The sequence below is a fragment of the Candidatus Borrarchaeum sp. genome (assembly GCF_019058535.1).
GTDB classification, from domain to species: Archaea; Asgardarchaeota; Sifarchaeia; order Borrarchaeales; family Borrarchaeaceae; genus Borrarchaeum; species Borrarchaeum weybense.
Genome location: NZ_JAHPYX010000243.1, coordinates 1 through 22,498 on the forward strand (window position 1 = coordinate 1; position 22,498 = coordinate 22,498).

The 22,498-nt window shown below is 38.2% G+C and carries 21 protein-coding genes and 1 pseudogene; 8 read left to right on the forward strand and 14 right to left on the reverse strand.

All coding sequences use genetic code 11. The features are described from left to right. Positions 1 to 314 (reverse strand): annotated as a pseudogene (locus QVB70_RS14875) (16S rRNA methyltransferase); the annotation flags it as partial. Positions 315 to 448: 134 nt separating this feature from the next. Between QVB70_RS14875 and QVB70_RS14880 the strand changes: the two are divergent. After that, positions 449 to 784: a hypothetical protein gene (locus tag QVB70_RS14880; protein WP_287587836.1), complete on the forward strand. Its 336-nt coding sequence runs from the start codon at positions 449 to 451 to the stop codon at positions 782 to 784. 105 nt (positions 785 to 889) lie between these two features. Continuing rightward, positions 890 to 1,567 (forward strand): glycosyltransferase family 2 protein, encoded by a 678-nt coding sequence (locus QVB70_RS14885; protein ID WP_287587840.1) that lies wholly within the window; start codon positions 890 to 892, stop codon positions 1,565 to 1,567. Between the two features lie 20 nt (positions 1,568 to 1,587). On the opposite strand, the gene argF is transcribed toward QVB70_RS14885, so the two are convergent. The 4 genes from argF to rpl18a form a co-directional block, all read right to left on the reverse strand. Beyond that, entirely contained in the window at positions 1,588 to 2,514 is a 927-nt protein-coding gene (gene argF, locus QVB70_RS14890) for an ornithine carbamoyltransferase (RefSeq protein ID WP_287587843.1), read from the reverse strand. A 65-nt stretch (positions 2,515 to 2,579) separates the two neighbouring features. Then, on the reverse strand, positions 2,580 to 3,509 hold the full coding sequence (ftsY, locus tag QVB70_RS14895; RefSeq protein WP_287587847.1) for a signal recognition particle-docking protein FtsY: 930 nt from the start codon (positions 3,507 to 3,509) through the stop codon (positions 2,580 to 2,582). A 62-nt stretch (positions 3,510 to 3,571) separates the two neighbouring features. After that, on the reverse strand, positions 3,572 to 3,997 hold the full coding sequence (pfdA, locus tag QVB70_RS14900) for a prefoldin subunit alpha (RefSeq protein WP_287587849.1): 426 nt from the start codon (positions 3,995 to 3,997) through the stop codon (positions 3,572 to 3,574). Positions 3,998 to 4,023: 26 nt separating this feature from the next. Continuing rightward, on the reverse strand, positions 4,024 to 4,260 hold the full coding sequence (gene rpl18a, locus QVB70_RS14905; protein ID WP_287587852.1) for a 50S ribosomal protein L18Ae: 237 nt from the start codon (positions 4,258 to 4,260) through the stop codon (positions 4,024 to 4,026). Between the two features lie 264 nt (positions 4,261 to 4,524). On the opposite strand from rpl18a, the gene QVB70_RS14910 reads away from it, so the two are divergent. Beyond that, positions 4,525 to 5,187, forward strand: a complete 663-nt coding sequence (locus QVB70_RS14910; protein ID WP_287587854.1) for a translation initiation factor IF-6 — start codon at positions 4,525 to 4,527, stop codon at positions 5,185 to 5,187. 82 nt (positions 5,188 to 5,269) lie between these two features. On the opposite strand, the gene QVB70_RS14915 is transcribed toward QVB70_RS14910, so the two are convergent. The 7 genes from QVB70_RS14915 to QVB70_RS14945 all read right to left on the reverse strand — a co-directional run bounded on the left by QVB70_RS14915 (position 5,270) and on the right by QVB70_RS14945 (position 11,194). Further along, positions 5,270 to 5,557, reverse strand: a complete 288-nt coding sequence (locus QVB70_RS14915; protein ID WP_287587856.1) for a 50S ribosomal protein L31e — start codon at positions 5,555 to 5,557, stop codon at positions 5,270 to 5,272. A gap of 21 nt (positions 5,558 to 5,578) precedes the next feature. Next, positions 5,579 to 5,734 carry a 50S ribosomal protein L39e gene (locus QVB70_RS14920; protein WP_287587858.1) on the reverse strand — a complete coding sequence of 52 codons (156 nt, stop codon included), beginning with the start codon at positions 5,732 to 5,734 and terminating at the stop codon, positions 5,579 to 5,581. 13 nt (positions 5,735 to 5,747) lie between these two features. Next, on the reverse strand, positions 5,748 to 6,077 hold the full coding sequence (locus QVB70_RS14925) for a DNA-binding protein (RefSeq protein ID WP_287587861.1): 330 nt from the start codon (positions 6,075 to 6,077) through the stop codon (positions 5,748 to 5,750). Positions 6,078 to 6,107: 30 nt separating this feature from the next. Beyond that, positions 6,108 to 6,539 (reverse strand): 30S ribosomal protein S19e, encoded by a 432-nt coding sequence (locus QVB70_RS14930; protein WP_287587864.1) that lies wholly within the window; start codon positions 6,537 to 6,539, stop codon positions 6,108 to 6,110. A 384-nt stretch (positions 6,540 to 6,923) separates the two neighbouring features. After that, the gene (locus tag QVB70_RS14935) at positions 6,924 to 8,495 is read right to left on the reverse strand and encodes an SPFH domain-containing protein (RefSeq protein WP_287587867.1); all 1,572 of its coding nucleotides are present in this window, start codon (positions 8,493 to 8,495) and stop codon (positions 6,924 to 6,926) included. A gap of 17 nt (positions 8,496 to 8,512) precedes the next feature. Then, positions 8,513 to 9,673 (reverse strand): hypothetical protein, encoded by a 1,161-nt coding sequence (locus QVB70_RS14940; protein ID WP_287587870.1) that lies wholly within the window; start codon positions 9,671 to 9,673, stop codon positions 8,513 to 8,515. Between the two features lie 33 nt (positions 9,674 to 9,706). After that, positions 9,707 to 11,194 carry a hypothetical protein gene (locus QVB70_RS14945; RefSeq protein WP_287587872.1) on the reverse strand — a complete coding sequence of 496 codons (1,488 nt, stop codon included), beginning with the start codon at positions 11,192 to 11,194 and terminating at the stop codon, positions 9,707 to 9,709. 424 nt (positions 11,195 to 11,618) lie between these two features. Between QVB70_RS14945 and QVB70_RS14950 the strand changes: the two genes are divergently transcribed. The 5 genes from QVB70_RS14950 (at position 11,619) to QVB70_RS14970 (ending at position 19,437) form a co-directional block, all read left to right on the forward strand. Next, the gene (locus QVB70_RS14950; RefSeq protein ID WP_287587874.1) at positions 11,619 to 14,582 is read left to right on the forward strand and encodes a hypothetical protein; all 2,964 of its coding nucleotides are present in this window, start codon (positions 11,619 to 11,621) and stop codon (positions 14,580 to 14,582) included. Positions 14,583 to 14,640: 58 nt separating this feature from the next. Continuing rightward, entirely contained in the window at positions 14,641 to 15,411 is a 771-nt protein-coding gene (locus QVB70_RS14955) for a glycerophosphodiester phosphodiesterase (RefSeq protein WP_287587877.1), read from the forward strand. A gap of 163 nt (positions 15,412 to 15,574) precedes the next feature. After that, a complete protein-coding gene (locus tag QVB70_RS14960) occupies positions 15,575 to 16,915 on the forward strand; it encodes a 2,3-diphosphoglycerate synthetase (RefSeq protein WP_287587880.1) in 1,341 nt (446 codons plus the stop codon). Positions 16,916 to 16,952: 37 nt separating this feature from the next. After that, complete coding sequence (locus tag QVB70_RS14965; RefSeq protein WP_287587882.1) at positions 16,953 to 17,870, forward strand: AAA family ATPase; 918 nt, start codon at positions 16,953 to 16,955, stop codon at positions 17,868 to 17,870. A gap of 31 nt (positions 17,871 to 17,901) precedes the next feature. Next, entirely contained in the window at positions 17,902 to 19,437 is a 1,536-nt protein-coding gene (locus tag QVB70_RS14970) for a metallophosphoesterase (protein WP_287587885.1), read from the forward strand. A 42-nt stretch (positions 19,438 to 19,479) separates the two neighbouring features. On the opposite strand, the gene QVB70_RS14975 is transcribed toward QVB70_RS14970, so the two are convergent. Together QVB70_RS14975 and QVB70_RS14980 are read right to left on the reverse strand one after the other, a co-directional pair. Continuing rightward, entirely contained in the window at positions 19,480 to 20,883 is a 1,404-nt protein-coding gene (locus QVB70_RS14975) for an alkaline phosphatase family protein (RefSeq protein WP_287587887.1), read from the reverse strand. An 85-nt stretch (positions 20,884 to 20,968) separates the two neighbouring features. After that, the gene (locus QVB70_RS14980) at positions 20,969 to 22,354 is read right to left on the reverse strand and encodes a DUF711 family protein (protein WP_287587890.1); all 1,386 of its coding nucleotides are present in this window, start codon (positions 22,352 to 22,354) and stop codon (positions 20,969 to 20,971) included. Positions 22,355 to 22,498 lie beyond the last annotated feature (144 nt).

The following is a 22,498-nucleotide window of genomic DNA, read 5'->3' on the forward strand; positions in this document are numbered from 1 at the left end:
CTTACATTGGGGTCGACCTGGATAACAATATCCTTCAAAGTATGTATGAAGATTTTTATGTATCCTAATTTACATAGCGGTGTGCCTAAAATTGATAGAAGTGAGATATGTACTATATCAGGGCGTCCTCTTTTCTCATATGCTTTTGGATTATCTATAAAAAATGAGTGAATAGATTTATCAAAAATAATGGTTTCGGGGGATTTTTTCTGTTTTTTAGCATATCTTCGAAATTTTGCCAGCTTTCTAAATTCGACGGGGATTGATTCCAGTGCGGATTCTGCTAAAATGAAGTATAAAATAGAGTCTTTCATTTTTTCTCCTTTAATAATGAAATATCTTTTAAATACAACTGGTTTTCGGTCTTCATTGAAGCTTGACTACAAAAGGGAATAATTTTATAGATTTTCGTTCATATCACTTTTATCAAAGTTTTTGTGAGATCGTCATGAAACGTCGTAGAAGAATAAATACTCGCTCCATAAAGAAAATTGCACGTGAAAGGATCGAACATCTTCTTGAATTAGCTAAGGCAGTATTTAATACAGATAGTAATCTGGCACAAAGATATGTACAACTTGCCTTACGGATTGGTATGCGACATAAGGTCCGAATTCCACGATCTCAACGTTGGCAAATTTGTAAACATTGTCATTCATTATTAATTCCGGGTGTGACCTGTCACTCAAGATTACGTAACAAACGTGAACCACACATAGTTATAACATGCTATAAATGCAAAAATTACAGTAGATATCCCTATAAAGTGAAAAAACAACGTTAGTACTGCTTTCTCATGTAGAATTGAATCATTATTATGGGAGAAATATTTTAAACACTAGTAATGGTATTAGGCTTCAATTACTCGAATTATCCAGAGGGCTTTGATTTGAAGATTACAATTCTTATTCCTGCTTATAATGAAGCACATTCGATCAAAGAAGTAATTCGAAGAATAAAAGCCCTCAATCTTGGTTATAAGTACGAAATTCTTGTTGTAGATGATGGATCAACTGATGAAACATCAGAAATCGTCAAAAAAATGAATAATGTAAGACTAATTACGCATAAAATGAATAAAGGTAAAGGTACAGCATTAAAAACTGGTTTTAACGCCGCAAATGGGGATATAGTTGTTATCCAAGATGCAGATATGGAGTATTTACCGAAAGATATCCCGAGTTTAATTAAACCTTTGATTGAAGGTAAAGCCGATGTAGTTTATGGATCAAGATTCAAAGGAAAACTTTATGGTATGACTTTTTCTCATGCTTTAGGCAACTTAGGACTGACTTTGGCAACATCTTTACTTTTTGGTACAAGGGTAACAGATATGATGACTGGATATAAGGTTTTTCGAAAATATGTACTTGAAAACATCAATATACAGGCAGAACGATTTGAGGTTGAACCTGACATTACAGGAAGAATATTATTGAATAGATATCGATTAGTCGAATTGCCTATCGAATATCATAAACGGAAAAAAGGAAAAGCAAAAATCAGTAAACTTGATGGTGTACGGTCCCTGATTTGGTTGTTAAAAATTCGCTTTAGGCGTCATTGAATTAGATTGCATTGAGTTAATCAAAGAAGCAATGTTAGAATTGCCTTTTGTGCATGTAATCTGTTTTCCGCTTGATCCCACACAACTGAATTAGGTCCATCAATCACCTCGTCAGTAATTTCTTGACCGCGATGTGCTGGAAGGCAATGCATTACAATGACATTTATTAGTGCATTGTTTAGTAATTCTTGATTTACTTGAAATGGTGGAAAAACTTCCATTCTTTCCTCTGCTTCAGCCTCTTGCCCCATTGAAATAAAGGTATCAGTATAGACAACATCTGCATCAAGAACTGCGTCTTGAGGATCGTGAACTATCTGAACTTCAGAATCAAATATTCTTGCGTTGTCTTTTGCTAAATCAATAACATCTTCTAATGGTTCATAGTTTTCCGGACAGCCCACTGATATATTGATGCCTAGTTTTGAGCATCCTATAAGTAAAGAATTACAGACATTATTTCCATCTCCAACATAGCTTATCTTCAAATTCTCAAAATTTTTCCTCTTCTCCTTAATAGTCAAAAGGTCAGCCAATATTTGACAGGGATGGAATAAATCACTTAGACCGTTTATAACTGGGACTTGTGAGAAATCTGCAAGATCTAATAAGTCTTCATGTGAGTAAACACGTGCCATAATTCCATCTACATATCGGGCTAGTGTACGCGCAGTATCAGGGATAGTTTCTCCTCTACCAAGTTGCAAATCTTTTGCGCCTAAAAATAGGGCATAACCTCCCAATTGGCGCATAGCCACTTCAAAGGATACACGAGTTCTAGTACTTGATTTTTCAAAAATCATAGCTAATGTTTTTCCATTTAGTATCTCAGACGACTCTCCACGAAGATACATCTTCTTAAGATCGCTCGCAATATCCAACATATAATGAATTTCTTCAAATGAAAAATCTTGCAATGTAAAGAAATCCTGTCCTCGAATATCCATAAGGTCCTCCTCCTTTTTCTAAATAGGAGTTAACTAACTTAATTTAAGATCTAATAATAATTATATTATATAGCACTTTCTGGTACGATCTTTTCAGCAAACTTTTTAGGATAAAATGCATCTAGATCTTTGTATTCTTGACCGATTCCAATAAATACAATGGGCTTTTTCGTAACATGAGCAATAGAAATAGCAGCCCCTCCTTTTGCATCAGCATCAACTTTAGTCAGTATTGAAGCATCAATACCTACAGCCTCATTGAATTCGCGAGCTTGTTCGACGGCATCATTACCAGCAAGACTGTCTCCTACAAAGACTGTAATCACATTCGCGTCTTCGATTCGTTTAAGAACACGAACGATCTTTTCCATCTCTCCCATAAGGTTCTTATTGGTTTGCATTCTCCCAGCAGTATCAATTAGAACAATATCTATGTTTTTTGCAATTGCATGACTAACAGCATCAAAGGCAACAGCAGCAGAATCCGAGCCATATTTGTGTTTGATTACTTTAACTCCAAGTTTGTTTGCATGAATTTCTATTTGCTCTATGCTTCCTGCACGGAAAGTATCCGATGCTGCAAGGACTACAGAAAAACCCTTTTTTTGGAATAGACTAGTAAGCTTGGCTAAAGTTGTTGTTTTTCCTGTACCATTAACTCCTAAAAATACAATCGCTAAAGGTTGCCCCTGTTCTTTGCCTTTTTTTGCTAACTCAAAAAGATCTATACCCTCTACTTTAAGGATTTCTAGAATTGTATTTCTTAAGGCACTATAGACGAATTTCTTTGTGCTCTTAAGACGACCTACCTTCTCACCAGTCAACTGTTGTTTCATAAGTTCTCCAATTTCAGCTGCAACAGAAAGCGCAACATCGTTTTCAAGAAGAATTAATTGTAGTTCCCAGAGAACATCATCAATTTGATCTTCGCTTAAAGTCTTAGTGGATACCTTGTCAGCGAATCCTGTGAGACTCTTTTTTAACTTTTCAAACATCTTAATTTCTCTCTATGAAGGTCACTTAAACAGTAATTGTTCAGAAAAAAGTAATATTGATGCTATTTTTGTTGCATCTTATTGTAAGTTTCTTGTACAGTAGCCCGAAGTTCTTCTATTCTCTGGAGAGTGGTTCCCAACTGGTTTTGGAGTGTTGTGGAAATTCCTCGTAGTTCTTGTAATCGTTCAGCAAGTTTTTCTTGAGCGTTCTCTATACTCGTTTCAATAACTACATCACTACCTATCCCTAGAATAACCTTTTGTACGTTTGCAAGTGTTGCAAAAACAAATGAATTCGATCCAATAGGTAAAAGGACCTCTTGACCTTCTTCTGCTTTAGTGATTCCATCAAGTGTGACACCTGTAATTGTAATCTGATTAATTTGAGCTTCAACAGCTTCGACATTAGTTCTTAATACATCTGCATTAGCTTGTTGATGATTGAGTTCGTGAACCATCTGTTCAATCTTTTTTTGTTCTTCAGCCATTCTTTATGCCTCCCTTGGCAAATTATTTATATTCGTGATAATTCAGAAGTAAGGCTCTTCAGTACAGGATCGGTAATATCTTCATCTTGAATTTGTTCAATTTCAGTTATTTTTATGAATTTTCTTGGAACTTTGTGTTTACTCCCTATAAGGGATAAAACGTTTTCAATTGCATGGGTTTCTTTTAGGGCTTTGATCTCTTTGGCGAATGGGATCTTTTTACTCTTTGCTCTATAGACGCCCTTAATCCGAAATACTGACAATAAAAACACCTCTATTTTCAGTGAAACCTTTTGTGCACATCTTAACATATTATCTTTTAACCTTTTACATTTGGGTTGAGAATTTTTGCTTTGTAAAAAAACTCTTGCTGTGAAAATTGGTTTTTAAATTGCACAATGAAAAGCTTAATAATTTTTATCCTAGCAAGGTCATTCATCTTGCAAAGACTTCGTTCTGAGTGATATTTATCTGGCGAGAGTCCTTTCTGAGAGTAAAATGGATTAACAGTGTACCTGGTGAACTGTGTGGTTATTGTTCAGAATAACTTTAATGGAATCGCCTCAGTCGGCATAATCTCACTGGCTACTGATAGTTATGTATTGGTTCCAAGAAACCTTCCAAAAAGAGTAGTCAATAAGCTACATGAGGTATTTGCTGCGCCAATTATCAAAACTTCAATTTATCAATCGCATCTAATTGGAATATTAGCCGCTGGTAATAAATTTGGTCTATTAACTCATTTTCTTTCTGATGATGATGAGATTGAATATCTTAAGAAGGAAATTGGTATCCCTGTTGAAAGAATGAAAAGTAAACTAACTGTCGGAAATTGCATTCTTGCTAATGACAAAGGCGCAATTGCTGCGGATGAATTTGGTAAAGAAGACATTAAGCAAATCACTGATATTCTCAATGTAGAAGTTTTGCAAGGAAAGATCGTCAATTCATCTTTAATCGGATCACTTGGAGCAGCAAGTAATGAAGGCGCTATGGTGCACCCATTAGCTACCGAAAAGGAATTAGAATGGATTAGCGAAGGCTTGAAAGTACATTCTGATATTGGGACCGTTAACAGAGGTGTTCCATATGTCTCAACAGGAATCTTAGTTAATTCACAGGGGTGCGTTACAGGCGAAGAGACTACAGGTCCTGAATTAGTAAGAATCTCACAAACATTCGCACTTTAAACTCTTATTTATTATTGAGTATATAGTAATTACATTAATTTTTGAAAAAACAAAAAGAGAAATATCTATTGAAATAAAATGTTCATTTTGCTAAGTAAACTTCACATATCCCTTCGGTGTCCTTCACTGCCCTAACTCTTATTTTTCTCGGAGGTTTTTCGATACCTCGCTTCCAAAGTTCTTCATTGAGTTCTGGATCAATTCGAATGTCAATAGGATTTACTTTCATATGACGTTCTATGTAGTGTTTCAGAATCTTTATCGCACGAACTGTGCGTTTATGCCGTGGGGCGTGCTTTACGTCACGAAATGGAATAGTATATAACTCTTCTTTTTCAATTTCTTCATCTAATATTTCTTCATCTGACATTTCGTTTACGCATCCTTTCTACTATTTCTTTAAGCGTGTACGTCGCCAATGCCTACTTTTAGGATGTGTACGCACTCTTCTTCGAGTTCTAACAACTATCCATGCAGGAACGCTTCTTGATTGCTTCAGTGCTTTTCCTAGTCGCAATTTTTTTCCTAAAGGTTTATATCGTGCCAATGACAAGAATCTCCTATTTTCGTGTGATTTTAATATCTCTTTGTTTATCAGTCAATCTTCGTAAAATGGTTTTTAATTGGTCATCAGTTAATACATTGCCAAGTCGTCCAGCTTGTGCAAGTTGAATTAATTGAAGTTCAACCGCTTCAGCCAATTCGGGTTTTACAATTTTTATTCGATTCAATCGTTCTCTTGCTTCAGGAGTCAATATCTGTCGGAGTATTGCTTGTTTCTGGGCTTCTAGTTCCTGTTGCATTTGTGCTTGTCGTTCTTGTTCTCCTTGTTGCTGTTGTAACTCAAGCATACGTCTTTTCTTTAATTCTTCAAGTTCTTCATCCGACAAGGTTTTTCCCTCCAAGTTAAAAAATCATTCTTACTTTTTTAATTGCTTTAAAATCTTGTTAGCAGCACGATCCATAAAAGAACGACCTTTAGCCGATAATGTTCGGCCAGAAGTATCATTTGGCTTCTCAATAAAACCTAACGCCTCTAATTGTTGTAAACCTAATCTAATTATCTTCCCAGCGCCTTTTCTAAAATGCTCTCTTCTATTGCCTTTGCGTAGTCTTCCTCCATACTTTATTCGAAGACGATTGACTCCAATTGGGCCATTAATATATACTTTACGTAGCAGGCTAGCTAGCCTGACATACCACCAATTAGGATTGGTCGGTGCCTTCTCCCGAAAGACGCCAGTTTTAACAAAGGACGCCCATGCTGGAGGTTTAAGCTCATCTATGTTCTTAAGTTCACTCGCAACTTCTTTATTTAGTATAGCCGCTGGCACTTCATAAATGGTAACCATGAAACATCTCACCGATACGAGATTTTGTTCCTCTATTCTAGTATTTTCGATACTAGACTTAATTCATTTATAAACATTTGCCAGTTGTCAATTTGAGCCTTATTTTTTCCCTTTATCTCTAAAGAGAAGAAAAAGGAAACCAATATCATCTTTCTTAAATTCCCAATTTAAATAAACTATCCTTTTCGTTATACAACAAGACCAAGACTGTAAATAAAATTGCGAGATTTTTGCGAAAAATAAGAATTGATTCTTTAATATCTGTATAGACTATTTATTTTGCTTAGAATCAAAAATTCAAAAAAAGGATAAAAAAAGTGAAAGATTTGATATTTTGAGATTTCTTATAAAGGTTGTTCTTTTATGGGGTTGGAACACTATTATTTAACCTAACTGTGCTTTGAGCTCTGCAATCTCCTTCTTCAGGCGTGCAACTAAATCTGAGTGCTTCTCCTCGGAGATTTTTCCATCAAGGAGCAGATCATCTGCTTTTTCTATTCTTTCTTGACGCTCTTTTATCTCATTTTTAATTTTACCTGTATCAGTAGACGTGGTTGGAATCGTTGATGGCCCTGCGACTGGAACAACACCAGCTCCGGTGACTATTGTTGGGGATGCATCAATTGAGACACCTTTCTTACCTAGTTCACGATATCCTTCAGCTTTTACAAGATCCTCAACACTTATGCCCGCTTCTTTGGCTCGTAAATACAACTCTGCGTCAATACCTTTCATTGTAGCGTACTTTTCAGCTTCTATTCGTGCAAGTGCTTCATCTTCAGCAGTTGATGAGAGTGCTTCATATTTTGCTTTCATAGCTTCTAATTCTGCTAGTTTTAACTCCTTTTCTTTTTCAAGCATCGCAAGTTCTGTTTCGGAACTTATCATTTTCGCCTTGGCAGTTTTTTGTATAACTAATTCTTCGTATTCTTCAGCTCCAGCGATGGTTGCTATTTCAAGTCGCGCTAACTGGACTCCCCAATCGCCAAATGTATTCTCAGCGATTACTTTTGCTTTAGTGGAAATACCTTCGCGATTTGAAAACACATCTTCTAATGGATAGGTGGATAATGTTTGCGTTACGATTCCTCTCATGGAGTCTTTTGCCCAGTTATCAAATTCATCAGGCGCTAATTTCTCCTTACCACCAATAAAGTTTTGAACGAGGCGTTTAGGGTCACTAATTTTGATGTACGCCGTGCCTGAGGCTCCGATCTTTATCTTATCTTGTGTATAGATACGTTTAGGAACTCCCCAGGGAATTTTATATTCACGTGTATTTACCCATACGACTTCAGTGCCAACTAGTGCACTGTAGAGTTTTCGTACATCCATTCCGCTGAAGATTTTGTGAAGTAGTCCTTTAGAATCCTCTTTTCTCCACGCTTTGTCCATTTTCCCTGAAGCTTCTAATTCTTGCGCACGTTCTCTCGCTTTTTCTTCAATTTTTCTCTCTTCTTCTGGTATTAAATCATATACCCCTGCGCTTAATTCTCCTATCAAAGCTCCCTGTTTATAGAACAATGCTTTTTCATACGATCGTACAACAAATCCTCGAATGGGTTCCTGAAGTCTCGCATCATATCCACACTTCTTGCAGAAAGGCTGACCTGCTTTAATTGTAGAAACTCGTTCGGTAGGTATATCTGCACCACATTTTCTACAGAATTGTTGTCCTTTATTTGCAAGTGTTCCACATTTTGGACATTTCCTTGCTTCTGCTAGTTTTCTACATCCCGGACAGTGCATATCATAAATTGGCGGAGCATTCATAATATCTTCATATGTAAGTCGATGTATTATTCCAGGATATACTTGGTGGTTCCAAATGTAGGTATATCGATCTCTACCCCATTCTTTTTCAATTACCTCATCAGCGTCTAATCCTTTGTCTGCTACTCTTTTAACATCCTTGTCCACTTTTCTGGTTCTAAACCATTCTTTAATCGACGACATTTCTCTCCATCCTCTCCTTATCCTTTATATAGGCTTGGTACATACCAAGCAGTGCCTCCCGCATAACTAGAATCACGTCGGGTAACTCCTTCTTGCTCAAGTGTTTGTAAAGCTCGCATTACACGTTCATTGTCCCATTGTGTTTTTACCAACAAATCTTCAAGGGAAATATATCCATTTGAGGTTGCAGCAAGCTCAAGTACTGTTCGTGAATCTTCTGTCATGCCAACTGGCACAAATTCGATTAGTTTTAAGCCTGAAGGTAATACATGTATATCAGCTATCATTCCTGATTTATCTAATTTCTTAACTGCTTTTTCGACATCATTTACATTGAATTCTATGTCTAATCTACGTTCACGCATTTTCATGTAGAGATCTGCGAGCGAACAGATGCCTCCTGTTTCATTTTTGATCATATCTTTGAGTTTAAGAATTTCTTCTCCAAGTTTCTCATAGTAGTCGCCTTTGCCAAAAAGTCGTGGTTTTTTCGCTTTTTCGTCTTCCATTGCTTTTCTAACATCACTGACTTTATCCTTTTCTCGATGTCTCATTTGCCATAGTTTTTCGTCAAGAATTTCTTCTATATTTTTGTATACACCATGCCATCTACCAGGTATTGCTTGGTAAATGTGATCTGCTGGGGTCACACCTAACAATAAATCATTCCTCTTTTTGAAAAGACTCACTACATCATCCATATCACTCTTTATTTCTCTTAGAGCTTTCTTAGCGTCTTCAGCATTACCATCTTCTACCTTAGGAAGTAAAGTTTCTCGTAATATTTCAGCCATTGCATCCACTTCAAATAACGTAAGCATATCTATCCCAACAAGGTTTTTGAACGTATCTGATTCTAACGTAACATCAAACTTTGTTGGCCCTTCAGCAATTTTGCTTTGTTTTTGGAGTTTTTCAAATTCGAAAATGGGAGCCATCAACTCAACGTCTTGTTGAAATCTGTTCAATTTCTTCCTTAATCTTTCGCCTAACTTTAATACATCATCGTTACCTATGTCAACCGAAGCTTTCTGGATCTCTCCTAATAACTCATCTGAGTTTGTTAGACTATTTAACATCTTTTCTTTTAAGACACGATCATAATTTTCTCGCATCTCTTTCCTCCAACCAGGCTTAATCCATTTGAAATAATTCTTAATTTTTCTAAGCCTTTCCATGGGTCACACTCCTTTTTTTCATTTTTTTTCTATTTAAACCGACTTTTGTCTTTCAAGTTTCATACTTAATGTGCTTCCACACGTTGGACACTTGAATTTCTCGGGCCCTACCCAATCTACGCTTTCCTCGCTCAAAGGCGCACCACATTCTGAACAGGTAGTGGGAACGGTCTTTATTAGTACTACTTCTTCTTTCTTCTCGATGATTCTCTCCTTAATGATCATTCCAGTTGGTTTGGAATTATTCCCTCCCGAAACTGCAGCTGCAGCTGTAACTGGATCTACGATATCCATATACGCTCTACCAATCTCAATAGTAAGAAGTTCGCTGTAAATAGCAAATTTTTGAGATTTAAAGATTTTCGGGGCATTAAAAAGAATCTCAGTGGGATTCAAAGAATATAATCCACCAATTGTTGGTGTAACTTTAAAATCAACAGCTCTATACGTTCCAGGACGAATTCTTTCTATTTGCTTCCCATTACCATTTCCCACTTCAAACTCAGATGGGAAATCTGTTTTGACCTCAATATTAGTAACTTCGAAATCAGATTTATTACGGATATCTACCGAAATAAGCCCTTCATGGTCAATATATAACGCCTTAGCTTCTCTTTCTATCTCAATGTTAGGTAAGACGAACACTGGCGTGAGATTGACATCTGTAGATGTTGGTTGAAAGTTCCCTGCAGTTATTGTTGCTTGTGCACGTATCGCAAATACACCAACATCACCTGAAGGCAGCTCTAAATCTATCTGTTTACTTTCATCTTTCTTTAATGCAACTGAAATGTCTTCATTCAAAACAGGAAAGTGTAATTTAAACTCAGTAGGTAATTTTGCTGTAATAGTCAAAGTAAGTGGGATCTTATTTCCAACTCTAATTGCTTCAACAGTTTCAACATTTATACTTGGTAATACCCTGAGAATGGGAATTCCCATTCTGTTACAAACCGGGCAACCAGTGTTCACCAAATTTCTGTTACATAATACTGGATGGGCTCCAGCTTGAACCAGTTTCTTCTTGTTCAGTTGATTGAAGACGTCAGCCAGGGTATCTTCAACGATTTTTGGCTTTGATTTTGCAGATTCCCACCCACAAGCTACACACATCACTTTATAATCAGGAGCATCTGAGTCAAAGACGCCTCCTTTTTGAAATTGCGTAAGAACCAGTTGCTTACCACATTGGGGACACAAGGAGTTTAATATAGTCTGACATTTAGCATTAGGTGGCGCTGATTGGAATCCTATCCCACAGGACGGACAGAATGAAATTTTTTTCGATGCACAGTGTTTGCAAAACACGCCGTGTTCAGGACAGTAAAAGTTAGCGAATTTACCGCAGTGTACGCAAATATAATTAGCTAATTTTTCTTTTTTCTTACCTTCTTCTATAAGCAGCATTGAAGCCCTTGTTGTTGGAGTTGGTTTAGAGAGAGAAAATAGTGGTGAACCACAAAAAGTACAGAATCTTAGACCTTCTCTTAGTGTTCTTCTGCATCTAGGACATGCCGGCAATATTCTAGTCCTCCAGCTTTTGTTAGTACCACTATTGTAGTACTACGTATAAACTGACTACCCGGTAGTATTTAAGATTTTTGAGAAAATTCTCCGCACTTTAATTTTAATTATCTCAATCTAGCGAAAAACATGTCCCGGTGAATATGTAGAATGTAACATCTATTACCAAGGATTTTATTGTACTTCACTTAATTTGCGGCAAATAACTTAATGTTAGATTGCTTAACTGTCGAAACTATACCGATTTATTGACAGATGCGCTTTCGTCTTCAGAACTATCTAGTCAATTAGCTCGAAAAAATCTTTTCCAAAATTTTAGATGTTTATGTCGGACGCAACATTTCTATAGGAGTTATTCAACTCTTAAAATTAGAACTACTATAAAATCAAATATAAAAGAAATTTTGGAGATTTGACAAAAATGGGAGTTTCATCGTACTTTTCAGGAAGAAAAATAATTGTCTACGTTATGACGGCGTTTGTCGCATGGTTTGCTTGGCTGGATAATATTATTGACTACTTATATTTCCTCGGTATCTACGCAGATACATGGCCTTACTACGATGTCTTCACTTTTCCCGACTTCGCATATAATGTCACGCTTGCACTACCGCTCATCGTCTTTGTAATGACGCTGTTACCAGAAGCTGAAAAATGGAAAAATATTTTGCGTACCATGGGTATCATTGTATTAATTACTGCGCTGCTAATGTTAGTATCAACAATAAATTTTGTTTTTTACAGACCTTTCATTACGGCTGTTGTTTTAATTGTCATTGCAGGGATATTCACACTTCTTAATTATCCGCTTAAGGATAAGACCTTTTGGGGACATGAACCTTGGCAGTGGGCAGTTAATTGGTTCGCGTGTGGAGTTTTTTTTGCATTAATTGGCTTTCTGTTACCTCCAGCTGTATTTACTGGGTCTCTTGAATATCCAGTTCTTATAGGACCTTATGTCTGGGCTCTAGTGTTCGCTGTTGGCGGTATACTAGCACTAATTCTCGGTTTCATCATGCCGGTTGAAACCGGGCTTGTTGAAGGTTTAATTGTTGGTGTGTTTGGTGCGATAGGTACACTCGCTGGTTTGTGGTTATTCTTCTGGGACACGGAAGTTATACCCCCCGACGGATGGTACATTCAAATCTTAGTTCTATTCATAGTTGCTGGATTTGCTGGCGGGTTTTTCAACCAGTTTAACTTCACAAAATATATCATGAATTCGTTTCAAGACTTTATCAAGATGAAACTAGTGTTAGCTCTATGGATCGTTGCGTTACTTGGAGCTCTCGTAGCGTATTTTGCAATCGCCATCTATTTCCCAAGTGGCGTTCAAAACATTGTTTTACGACAGGTGCTGATATTTCTCGTTCCGTCACTCATTGTAACACCCATAGCATTTCGTAGCGCCCATTTCTGGCAAGGGCTGCTCATTGGTATCACTACGAGCCTTTCATATTTCAGTGCAATCATTCAAGGCGATCCATCTCTTGAGATCATCGGACTTATCGGTTTTCCATTTGTTCCGTTAATTCGCTATTCACCTCCAGAGATATCTATCTATATAGTCAATGGTTTGCTACTGGTGTTAGCAGCTCTATGGGGTGGCCTTTGGGGTTCAGTTGGAAACTACTTTACAATGGCATATACAGAGATTCCTAAGGAAGGAGATATCGCAAAGAGATTCCGAACAGCATATCTATTTCGTGACCTATGGTCAAACTACTTTATCCATGGCAAAAACAAAGAGGCTGAATTTGAAAAAGCTGAACAATTCAAGTTAGATTTGGATTCGCTGGATCAAGTGTTAGACCTTGATCTAAAACAGACTGACTTACCAAGATTCGGTGAATACGTTTCTTTTCGCTACATGGACAGAAGTAAGCACTGGGAGACGGTTCCAAAGCCTTTGAAATCGATAGGCGTCCAGCCGATTAAGGGTTCAGAAAAAGCAAGAGTTGAATACAATAATAAGCACATCGGAGACTTTTATGATCCAAAGGTACTAGCTGACAAATATTCCCCAGTATGGAGTCCAATGAATCTAGTATTTCAGCGTACGTTAGTTACCGCGATGCGTCCAATCATTTATGTGCTGTTGGCTGTCACATTGGTACTTGTAGGCTATAGTATCTACGTTAATTTCACAATAATTGGCGGTGGAATCGAATTTCTAGGACTTGCAGTTACCCAGATAGTTGTTCTTATCTTCTTGTTCTTCTTTATGTTCAAGTGGTACGGCTTATTCGAACAAACAGTAAACGAGCGACCAGAAGCTTCATCTAGCTTCTTAATCGTAGCTTTAATCATTGTCGTAATCATGCTGTACATAACCTACACGGTTAACAGTCTGGGGACGTTCATTGTTACAGGAGCTAACGAAGATCTGATCCGATTCGAAACTAACGGCCTATATATAATGCTTCTCATAAACTTCATCTTAGGCATAGGATCTGTTCAAGTGCTTGGCTCAGAAAACATGAACCTCTATTGGTATGATAAGAGACCCGAAGCTTTTCCAATGCAATCTCAGGAAGATGCGCCTGTCTGGCTTAAGGGGGACCAGTATTGGGTCTTTAGAAACCTCTTTTGGTGGCCCTTTGAGCTTACCGTTGGCAGTAAAGGATTGGAGCACGAGGACTGGGAAAGGATCGAGTTGTGGGTCAATGCGAATACGGGGAAGCCAGAGTGGATCATCTCAGATTATCATTGGCGCGAACTTTGGTACAGGGTACCAGAACTGGATGAAGAAATAATGATTAAGGTCACGTTTGCAACGAACTTCCACACCCCCATACCTTCGGTTCTCCGTAAGGCTACATATGACGCATTTGTAGCTCAATTCGAGGGTGCGGGAGCAGCGAGTGCGGTAATTAAATATGCAATTGGTGCAGCGAAATCAGGTATCGGTCGAGCGTTTGACTCAATTGGCTCTTCTTTAGGATTAAAGACTAAGGGCGAAAAGGAAAGAGAAGCAAAAACCACTGATGGAATGAAGGCTCGTACAAAAGTGCTTGGGAAATATTTTGTCGACGTTGGAGGTCCAGCTAAAGGGATCTGTGGAAAACAAATGGCAGCAACAGACTTTAACTTCTTTAGATATCCTTACGGATGTGCAAGTACTAAGAATGTTGGAACCGGCAGTGCAATTGATATTAAATACTTTTATAGGGAAAAAGATTTCGTTCCACCAATAAAAGAACCTGGGACGGGATTTAACCTAAAAGCAGAGAAAAAGGATGGACTAGGGTTTAAAATATCAGTAGATGAGACAGCACCACAACTATGCATGGATTGTGGAGAACCATACAACGTACTTGAAACTGTAATTTGCCCGGCTTGTGGCGCAAACAATGAAGCGGCGTATAGAATGCCAATCGAATAAAAGACTTTTTTTGTCTACTCTTTTTTTTTATTTTAAAAGAAAAGATGAAGGTTAAGAAATGACTCAATTGCCTTGGATTATAGCTCACCGAGGAGCGTCAGGTTATTATCCAGAAAATACTCTTCCTTCTTTCTTAGGAGCAGTTGAATTGGGTGCAACTTGTGTTGAAATGGATATTCAGCCAACAGCAGATAAAAAATTGGTCGTTTTCCACGACAAGACAATGGAACGTATTGTTGGTGTTCCAAAAAAGATCACTGACCTATTATGGCAAGAAGTCATCCAATACGATGTAGGACGTTGGAAAGCCCCAAAGTGGGAAGGAACAAAGATCCCGCTTTTTAAGGAAGTTTTGGAAAAACTTCCACGATCTATGAAATTGAATTTAGAGCTCAAATATTATTCTCCGAAGGATGATTGGTTTGAAGGATCAGTTCTTGAAGTTGCCTTGGAATATGATCTTCCCAGTAGAGGATATCTCGCTATCAAACATGTTGAAACCATTTCATTCGTGAAAAAACGGGCACCTGACTGTCCTTTGGGCCTATTACAGAAAGGAAGAACTCCAAAAGAAATATTTGATCTTTGTTGTAAGTGGGACCTTCCATTTGTTCAAATTAGAAGAACAGCGTTAACTAGTGAATGGGTTGATCGCTTTCATGAACAGGGGATCAGAGTTAATTTCTTTTACTCGGATGACCCCGAGGAAATGAAGCATCTTTTGAAAGATCTCAAAATTGACGGAATTCTAACGAATTATCCGGACAGGGCAGTACAAGTGTTCCAAGAACTTGGCTTGCCCCTTACAAAATACAAAGATTTCTCTTAGTGTTATACTTCTTTATAATCCCTTCTGATTAATTCATCATTTTCAGCTTTGAGATCATAAGCTCAATTAGTCATTAATTAGAAAATCTAAAAATCTTTAAGATGAATATGAACACAATTAAATTATGGAAAAAATACTTGCCTGCATTGATGGGGAACATTACTTGCCTGTCACGAAAGCAGCGATAGAAAAGTTAAATAATTTGCCAGATCAAGAAGTTGTTGCTGCGTTATTTCTAGGCGGCACCGAAAAAATTGGAGATCTTAATGAAATTGAGCAATATCTGAACTTACCCATTTATTTTCTTGACAAAAAGAGTAATTTCGAGGCAGTTTTACACAAAATAATAAAGCAGCGCAAGATCAGTTCTGTCTTCGATCTTAGTGGTGAACCCGTAGTGACTTCTCTAGATCGAATGGATTTTGCGTGCGCCGCTTTATTTGAAGGATGTAGTTATAAAGGCGCAGACTTTCAATTCATCCCCATTGACTTTATAGAGGCTAGAAAACCTGTAATAAGTGTTATTGGTACAGGAAAACGAGTTGGGAAAACAGCTGTTGCAGGTTACATCGCACGTGTTATCAAAGAAACGAAATGGACACCTTGCATACTTACTATGGGCAGAGGAGGTCCAGAAACTCCTGAATTAATCCGAGGCGACCAATTAATTGTCAACGCGGAATCTCTTCTTAAAGTTGCGCGACAGGGCAAACACGCAGCCAGTGATTATTGGGAAGATGCTCTAACTAGTAGAGTTATAACGATAGGTTGCAGAAGATGTGCAGGAGGGTTAGCAGGGGCACCCTTCCTGGATAATGTAGAAGAAGGAGTCAGAACCGCTGAAAAATTAACTATCGATTTAATCATTGCCGAAGGTAGCGGACCAAGTATTCCTCCGGTGATGGCGCAGTCCTTTATTATTGTAATCGGTGCACAACAACCTCTTTCTAACGTTAAAGATGTTTTGAATCCCTATAGGATAAAACTTTCCGAACTTGCGATTATAACAAATTGCGAAACTCCCCTTGCGACTGATGATAAGATTCAAGAAATCTGCACCACTATAAAAGAGATAAATCCAAAGATTAAGATATGTTGTACAACTTTTCGTCCTAAAGTTTTAGGTGATATACAGAATAAAACTGTGTTTTATGCAACAACAATGCCTATTGAAATGATGAAAACTGTAGTTAACTATTTAGAGCAAAATTACAATTGTAATATATTAGGAACAAGTGTGCATCTCTCAGATCGCGCAAAATTGAAGGAAGATCTTAAGAAATTAACTCACGCGGATGTCCTTGTGACTGAATTAAAGGCTTCAGCTGTTGATGTAGCAACTAAGACTGCGTTTCAGATGGGAAAGCCAACTATCTATTGTGATAATGAACTCCAGATAGTGGAGTATGCTGACGGAGAAATAAACTCAATTCAAGAGCTTGATTCGTATCTTATTGAGATCACAAAAAGGATTGTAAAAGGAGGGTCAACTACCCCACCCTAAAGGGGCGGGGGCTTTCAGAGACAGGAGAGGCGAAGTAATGGGAGTCAAACACATAACGATTAAAGCAGATAATTATGATTATCCCTACAGTAGGGGTTTGTTAGCAACACGCATGATGGTAACTGGTCTCGACTTAGTTGATGCGTACAAAACAGCTGAAGCAATAGCTTTAGAACTGGAACTGCAGGATATCTGGGAACTTACAGAAGCCAAACTTAATGATCTCGTCAGTGATATTCTCGAAAAAGAGGGCAAAATACTTCATGCTACTCGATATCGTAATTTTCTCAAATTTAAGAGTAGGCATGAACCTCTGATTATTCTGATTAGCGGTGCTACAGGCATCGGTAAATCTACTATTGCACTGAATTTAGCGGCTCGATTAGCTATTAGTCACATAGTAGGAACTGATACTATCAGAGAAGTCATGCGTAAAGTATTATCTTCAGAATTAGTCCCTTCATTACATTCTTCCTCGTATGCTGCTCACAAATCTATGAAAGAATATGTAAGTCCAATTTACAATAAAGTGATTATAGGCTTCGAGGAACAGGCGAGACTTGTCGTTTCTGGAATTGAAGCTGTGATTGCTCGTGCGTTGACAGAAGGAATAAGCATAATTGTTGATGGCGTCCATATATTGCCCTCAATCATGGATCCAAAACTGCTCAAATCACCAAATATTATACCAGTGTTTCTTCATCTTTCAAACGCGGAGGATCATATGATGAGATTCCACGAGCGTGCGAAAACGAAGGTAATGAGAAAACCACTTGAGGATTATTTAGAAAATTTTGATGGCATCCGAATAATACAGGACCATCTTTTAGAGCAGGCAAGATTACATGGTATCCCGTTAATCGAAAACATGCTAATCGAAACTACCATTAGAAAGATTTTGGATATAGTTTTTGAACGCATTGAAAAGCTTATAACAACACCATTAAAAACCTGAAGAACATCTCAAACGCAAAGAGGGAACAACTTTGGCAAGATTTGTCATTATGTCTGACTCCCACATCACGGAAGGTCAAGAGTTTAACAAAGATATTTTCAAAATGGGGGTAGACTTAATCTGTTCTATTAAAGCCGATTTTTATTTTCATTTAGGAGATATAGTCGAATCAGGAACACTTGCAGACTATAAATTAGCTGAAGAACTCCTCCTACCGATAAAAAACAGACTTATTTTCATTCCTGGAAATCATGATGCCAGAAATGTAGGAGATCGCTTATACGGGGAATTTTATGGAGACAGGGAATTTGAGATGGAAACAAAAATCGATGGGACAAAGTTTTATATCACTGGATTAGACAGTTCAATTCCGGATCAGAATAGTGGACGCGTTGGACGTCGATCTCGGCATACTCTTTCTAAAAGATTGGATCAACTAGATGACGATTTAATCAAAGTAGTTGTGTTTCATCATCATTTACTCCCAATTCCCAATACTGGAAGGGAACGTTCTACTATCGATGATGCAGGAGATATGTTAAAAGTTTTGCTGGATTACGATGTAGATATAGTGATAAATGGTCATCGCCACATTTCTAACGTTTATAAGATAACTGACGGTAGCCATGAACTGATTGTAATCAACAATGGAACCTTTTCTGCTAATAAAACACGATATCGTGAACTTCATTCCTTCTCGATTATAAACGTCATTCCTGAGGAAGTAACAACAAGCAGAATTCAAATCTATACGAATAAAGAAAAGAAAGTTACCAAAAAGTATCGTCATCATCCCGCTTTGCGTTTTGGCGGCGAGAAACTATGTCGGATAGTTCATATCTCTGACACTCATTTTACCCATGGACGCGAATTTCAAGAAGCAAATTATGATAAAGCTGTAGAATTAATCAATAAGTCTGGGGCGGACGTTATTGTCCATACTGGAGATGTAACGAATGAAGCCTACCGATTGAGCTATAAGATAGCAGCTGATAAATTAAGTAAACTTCAGTTACCGAAAGTGATTGTACCCGGACATCGCGATTGCTACGCCATTGGGTGGGAACTGTTCCCAGAGATGATAGGTCCTATGGATCCCGTATGGGAGTCACCGAACCTTAAAATCATCGGGATAAATACCAGCTTACTTGAGGAAGAGGTCGGTTCTGTTGGAAGATTCGAACTGCAAAAAGTTCTAGATGAAATTCATGCCACAAAAGAACAAAAAATTGTAGTTGTAGCGATGCATCATCATCTCGTTCCGGTTCCTAATACCAAACACGTTGCTTCCCTAACTGATGCAGGTGAGGTATTATCTGCTCTTGGAAAAAGCGGAGTGGATTTAGTGTTAACAGGTCATAAGCACATAACGTGGAGTGTACAAGTTGAGGACGCCATTATTAGCAACTGTGGCAGTTTATCAAGTGCTAAAGTGCTCTCGCTTGCGGGGAATGTGTTCAATATCCTCGATGTATACGAGAACGGATATGTTCAAATTGATGAAGTGTCCCTTGACGAAAATATGCGAAGAACGACAGGACGTTTTATGATTCCTGTCCTAAAGTAACTGAACTTCTAACTCATAAGTTGAATTCATGTTGGGGGTAGTTCAAGCGGATAGCTTGCTTTCAAAGAAGTCAGCAACTTTCATCTTTGGTGTTTCATAATCGGATAATTCTACATCAATAGCCTCTACAGCCACTGCGCTAACATCACATAAATTCAACTTCTTATTTTGCAAGTACTTTTGGAGCCTTTCCTTGATCCAGTGAGGCTTTGTGAGTTTGTGTCCGTCAAAATACGCGAAGAAAGTATATATTTGGGTGCACCCTGGCGTGATTCCTCCATGATTTGCTTTTCTATAGATGATGTCATAACCATATCCTTCATTAGCTGTTCCGATTACATGTCCAAATTTATCTCGACTATAACCAACGTCCTTGCCAAAGATGTTTTCTATTTCTTCATATTCCGGCGTGAAATGAACCCAGCGATTAGCCGGCATCCTTTTCAGCCGATCAACAAGCTCATGAATCTGTTTACTTCGTGAATGTATTAGGTCTTCGGTAAACCATATTCTAAACCCTCTTCTCCCATCAGTTGCGATTGCATAATCGTTTTCAGAGAATCCATTCATACTGGCAAGTTGTTGGATAGTTGCAGTAATTGGGAAAATTTCTGGCGTATCGGAGTTACCATGATCAGTCGTCAAGATAAACAAAGTATCGTCTCCCATCGCGAACAATAACTTACGTATCATTTCAATTGCATTTCTTAACACTTCTGCAGCCGTTAATGATTTTGTTCCATCAGTATGGATGGCCTTGTCTGGTCCACCGATCGTCCCTGTGATAACGCTTGGATTATATACGTTAATCAATTCTGCGACCTTTGCCGTGAGTACATCATCCATCTCACCGAATTTATCTACTCCTACGTGTTCGCCTCCGAAGATACGTTCCCTGATTTTCTTACGTCTTTCATTTAGTTCGTCAAACGGCTCTCTCTTTCCATTGTGATAGATACCAGAAGGAATTGCAATCTGATGGAAGGGTGAATAAGATGTAGACAAAGACCCGTTTTCCTTAGTCATTCGCATGTATAGCTGAAGGGTACGTTGACCTCCCTCGTCGCCAGGATCTACCGTTTCTTTTGAAATCCCTCCTTCTGAAATTCCGCATCCCTTATTTCCGAATCCGAGCAAAGTGTGGCCAGCGTCCTTTAAATCATCAAAAACTGATCTATATTTCTTAAAAATATCTAAAGGAGGGTTAATCACCTTCATTTGTTCGATGTCGACAAATCTGTTGCCTATTAAATTCGTTTCAAACGGCGACAACCTATAACTCAAGGCTACGTGACCTGGTCTTGAGACTGAAAAAATATCTACAAGTGTGGGGACTTTAAACGTATTATCATCGATATAGTTAAGAAATCCCCCATTAGGAGAGTTAACAGCGGTTTCCCAGCAGTTAATAGCTAATCCATCAATAATCACATAGCATAGTTTCATAATATTCTCCAGTATACAAAACGGTATTGCTAAATATTTATCCCTTTCGTCAATTACATAGAAAAAATAAGGGGAAAATACCCTGTTATCCGCGTAAACTGTGAAATGGGGCGGGTGTACGTCCTCCTCTTTTAACAAAGGTATCTGATCGGTAAGGTTTTGTATTGAGAACTGGAGCTTTCCCCATCAAACCACCATACTCTATCATTTCGCCTCCATAACTTTTTGGTACCGGAATAATCCGTACACCTGCAGGCTTGTCATTGGCAATAGCTATTGCGATTTGATCTGCGATGATTGCTGAAATCGTTTCTTTGCTTGTGTCTCCTGGTATTAGCACCATATCGATCCCCAGTGCACACACACTGCTCATAGCATGAAGCGTTGTAATATCGATTGCACCTCTTTTTGCTGCCTCTGACATACCCTGATCCTCCATAACTGGGATAAAAACACCCGAAAGTCCTCCTACATAACTACTGGCCATCGCACCGCCTTTTTTCAGGGCATCAGCAAGAATAGCAAGCGCTGCTATTGATCCATGACCTCCGCACTCTTCTAGCCCCATTGCCTGTATAATCTCTGCAACTGAGCCTCCATTTGGATCAGGGGCTAAACTGATATCTACTGCACCAAACTCAATCCCTAGCGCTTTTGCGATTTGTCTGCCAATTAGCTCACCGGCACGTGTCACTTTAAAAGTAGCAGCCTTGATTTCATCGGCCAATTTCCCAATATCTGCGTTTTCACCAATTTCTTGTATTGCTGCTTTGATCACGCCAGGTCCGCTAATTCCGATAACAACTGTTGCGTCAGGTCCACCTGGACTGGCAAATGCACCAGGCATAAAAGGTGTATCTTCCATTGCGTTAGCAAAGACAGTAAATTTTGCACAACCAATTCCGTTAGGTGTTTTTTGAGCAACGTTTAGAATGATTTCACCCATTTTGGCAATTGCATCAAAATTGATGCCCGCATGAGTTGTCGCCACATTTACAAAACCGCAAACCGTTTTAGTTTTGCTCATAACTTCGGGGAGGGATTCTATTAGTACAGTATCTGCTTTTGTGAAACCTCGATGAACAAAAGTTGAATACCCACCAACATAATCAACCCCAGATTCCTTTGCAATTTTATCCAACGACTTAGCGATTTTTAAGGCAATATTGATACTTTCATCCATATCCTCATTTTCGACCATTGGGCCTAATAATTGTGATATGGGGGTTACGGCTAGCCTTTTATTGACGATTGGAACACCAAAACGCTCTTCAATATCTGAGATCTTATCAATAAATTTCTTAATAAACGGGGGCATATTTGTTTCCATGAGCGAAATTGTATGATCAGGATCATCACGAGCATATTTTTGGATGTTCATTGCTAAAGTGGTTGCACGTATGTTCAAGTTTTCAAGCCAAAACATACGAACGGTATCCAAAATTTCACTTGGAGATAAAAGTAATGGCATATCTTTTTTTCACTCCTAAACGCGATTCATAAAATTGAAAACCTCTTCGTGAAGAGTAAAAATATGAACTCCTAATTCTTCACCTTTTTCTTTTAGTCTTTCTTTCAGTGCTTTTAGCGGCATAGTAGAATTGGACATATCGCC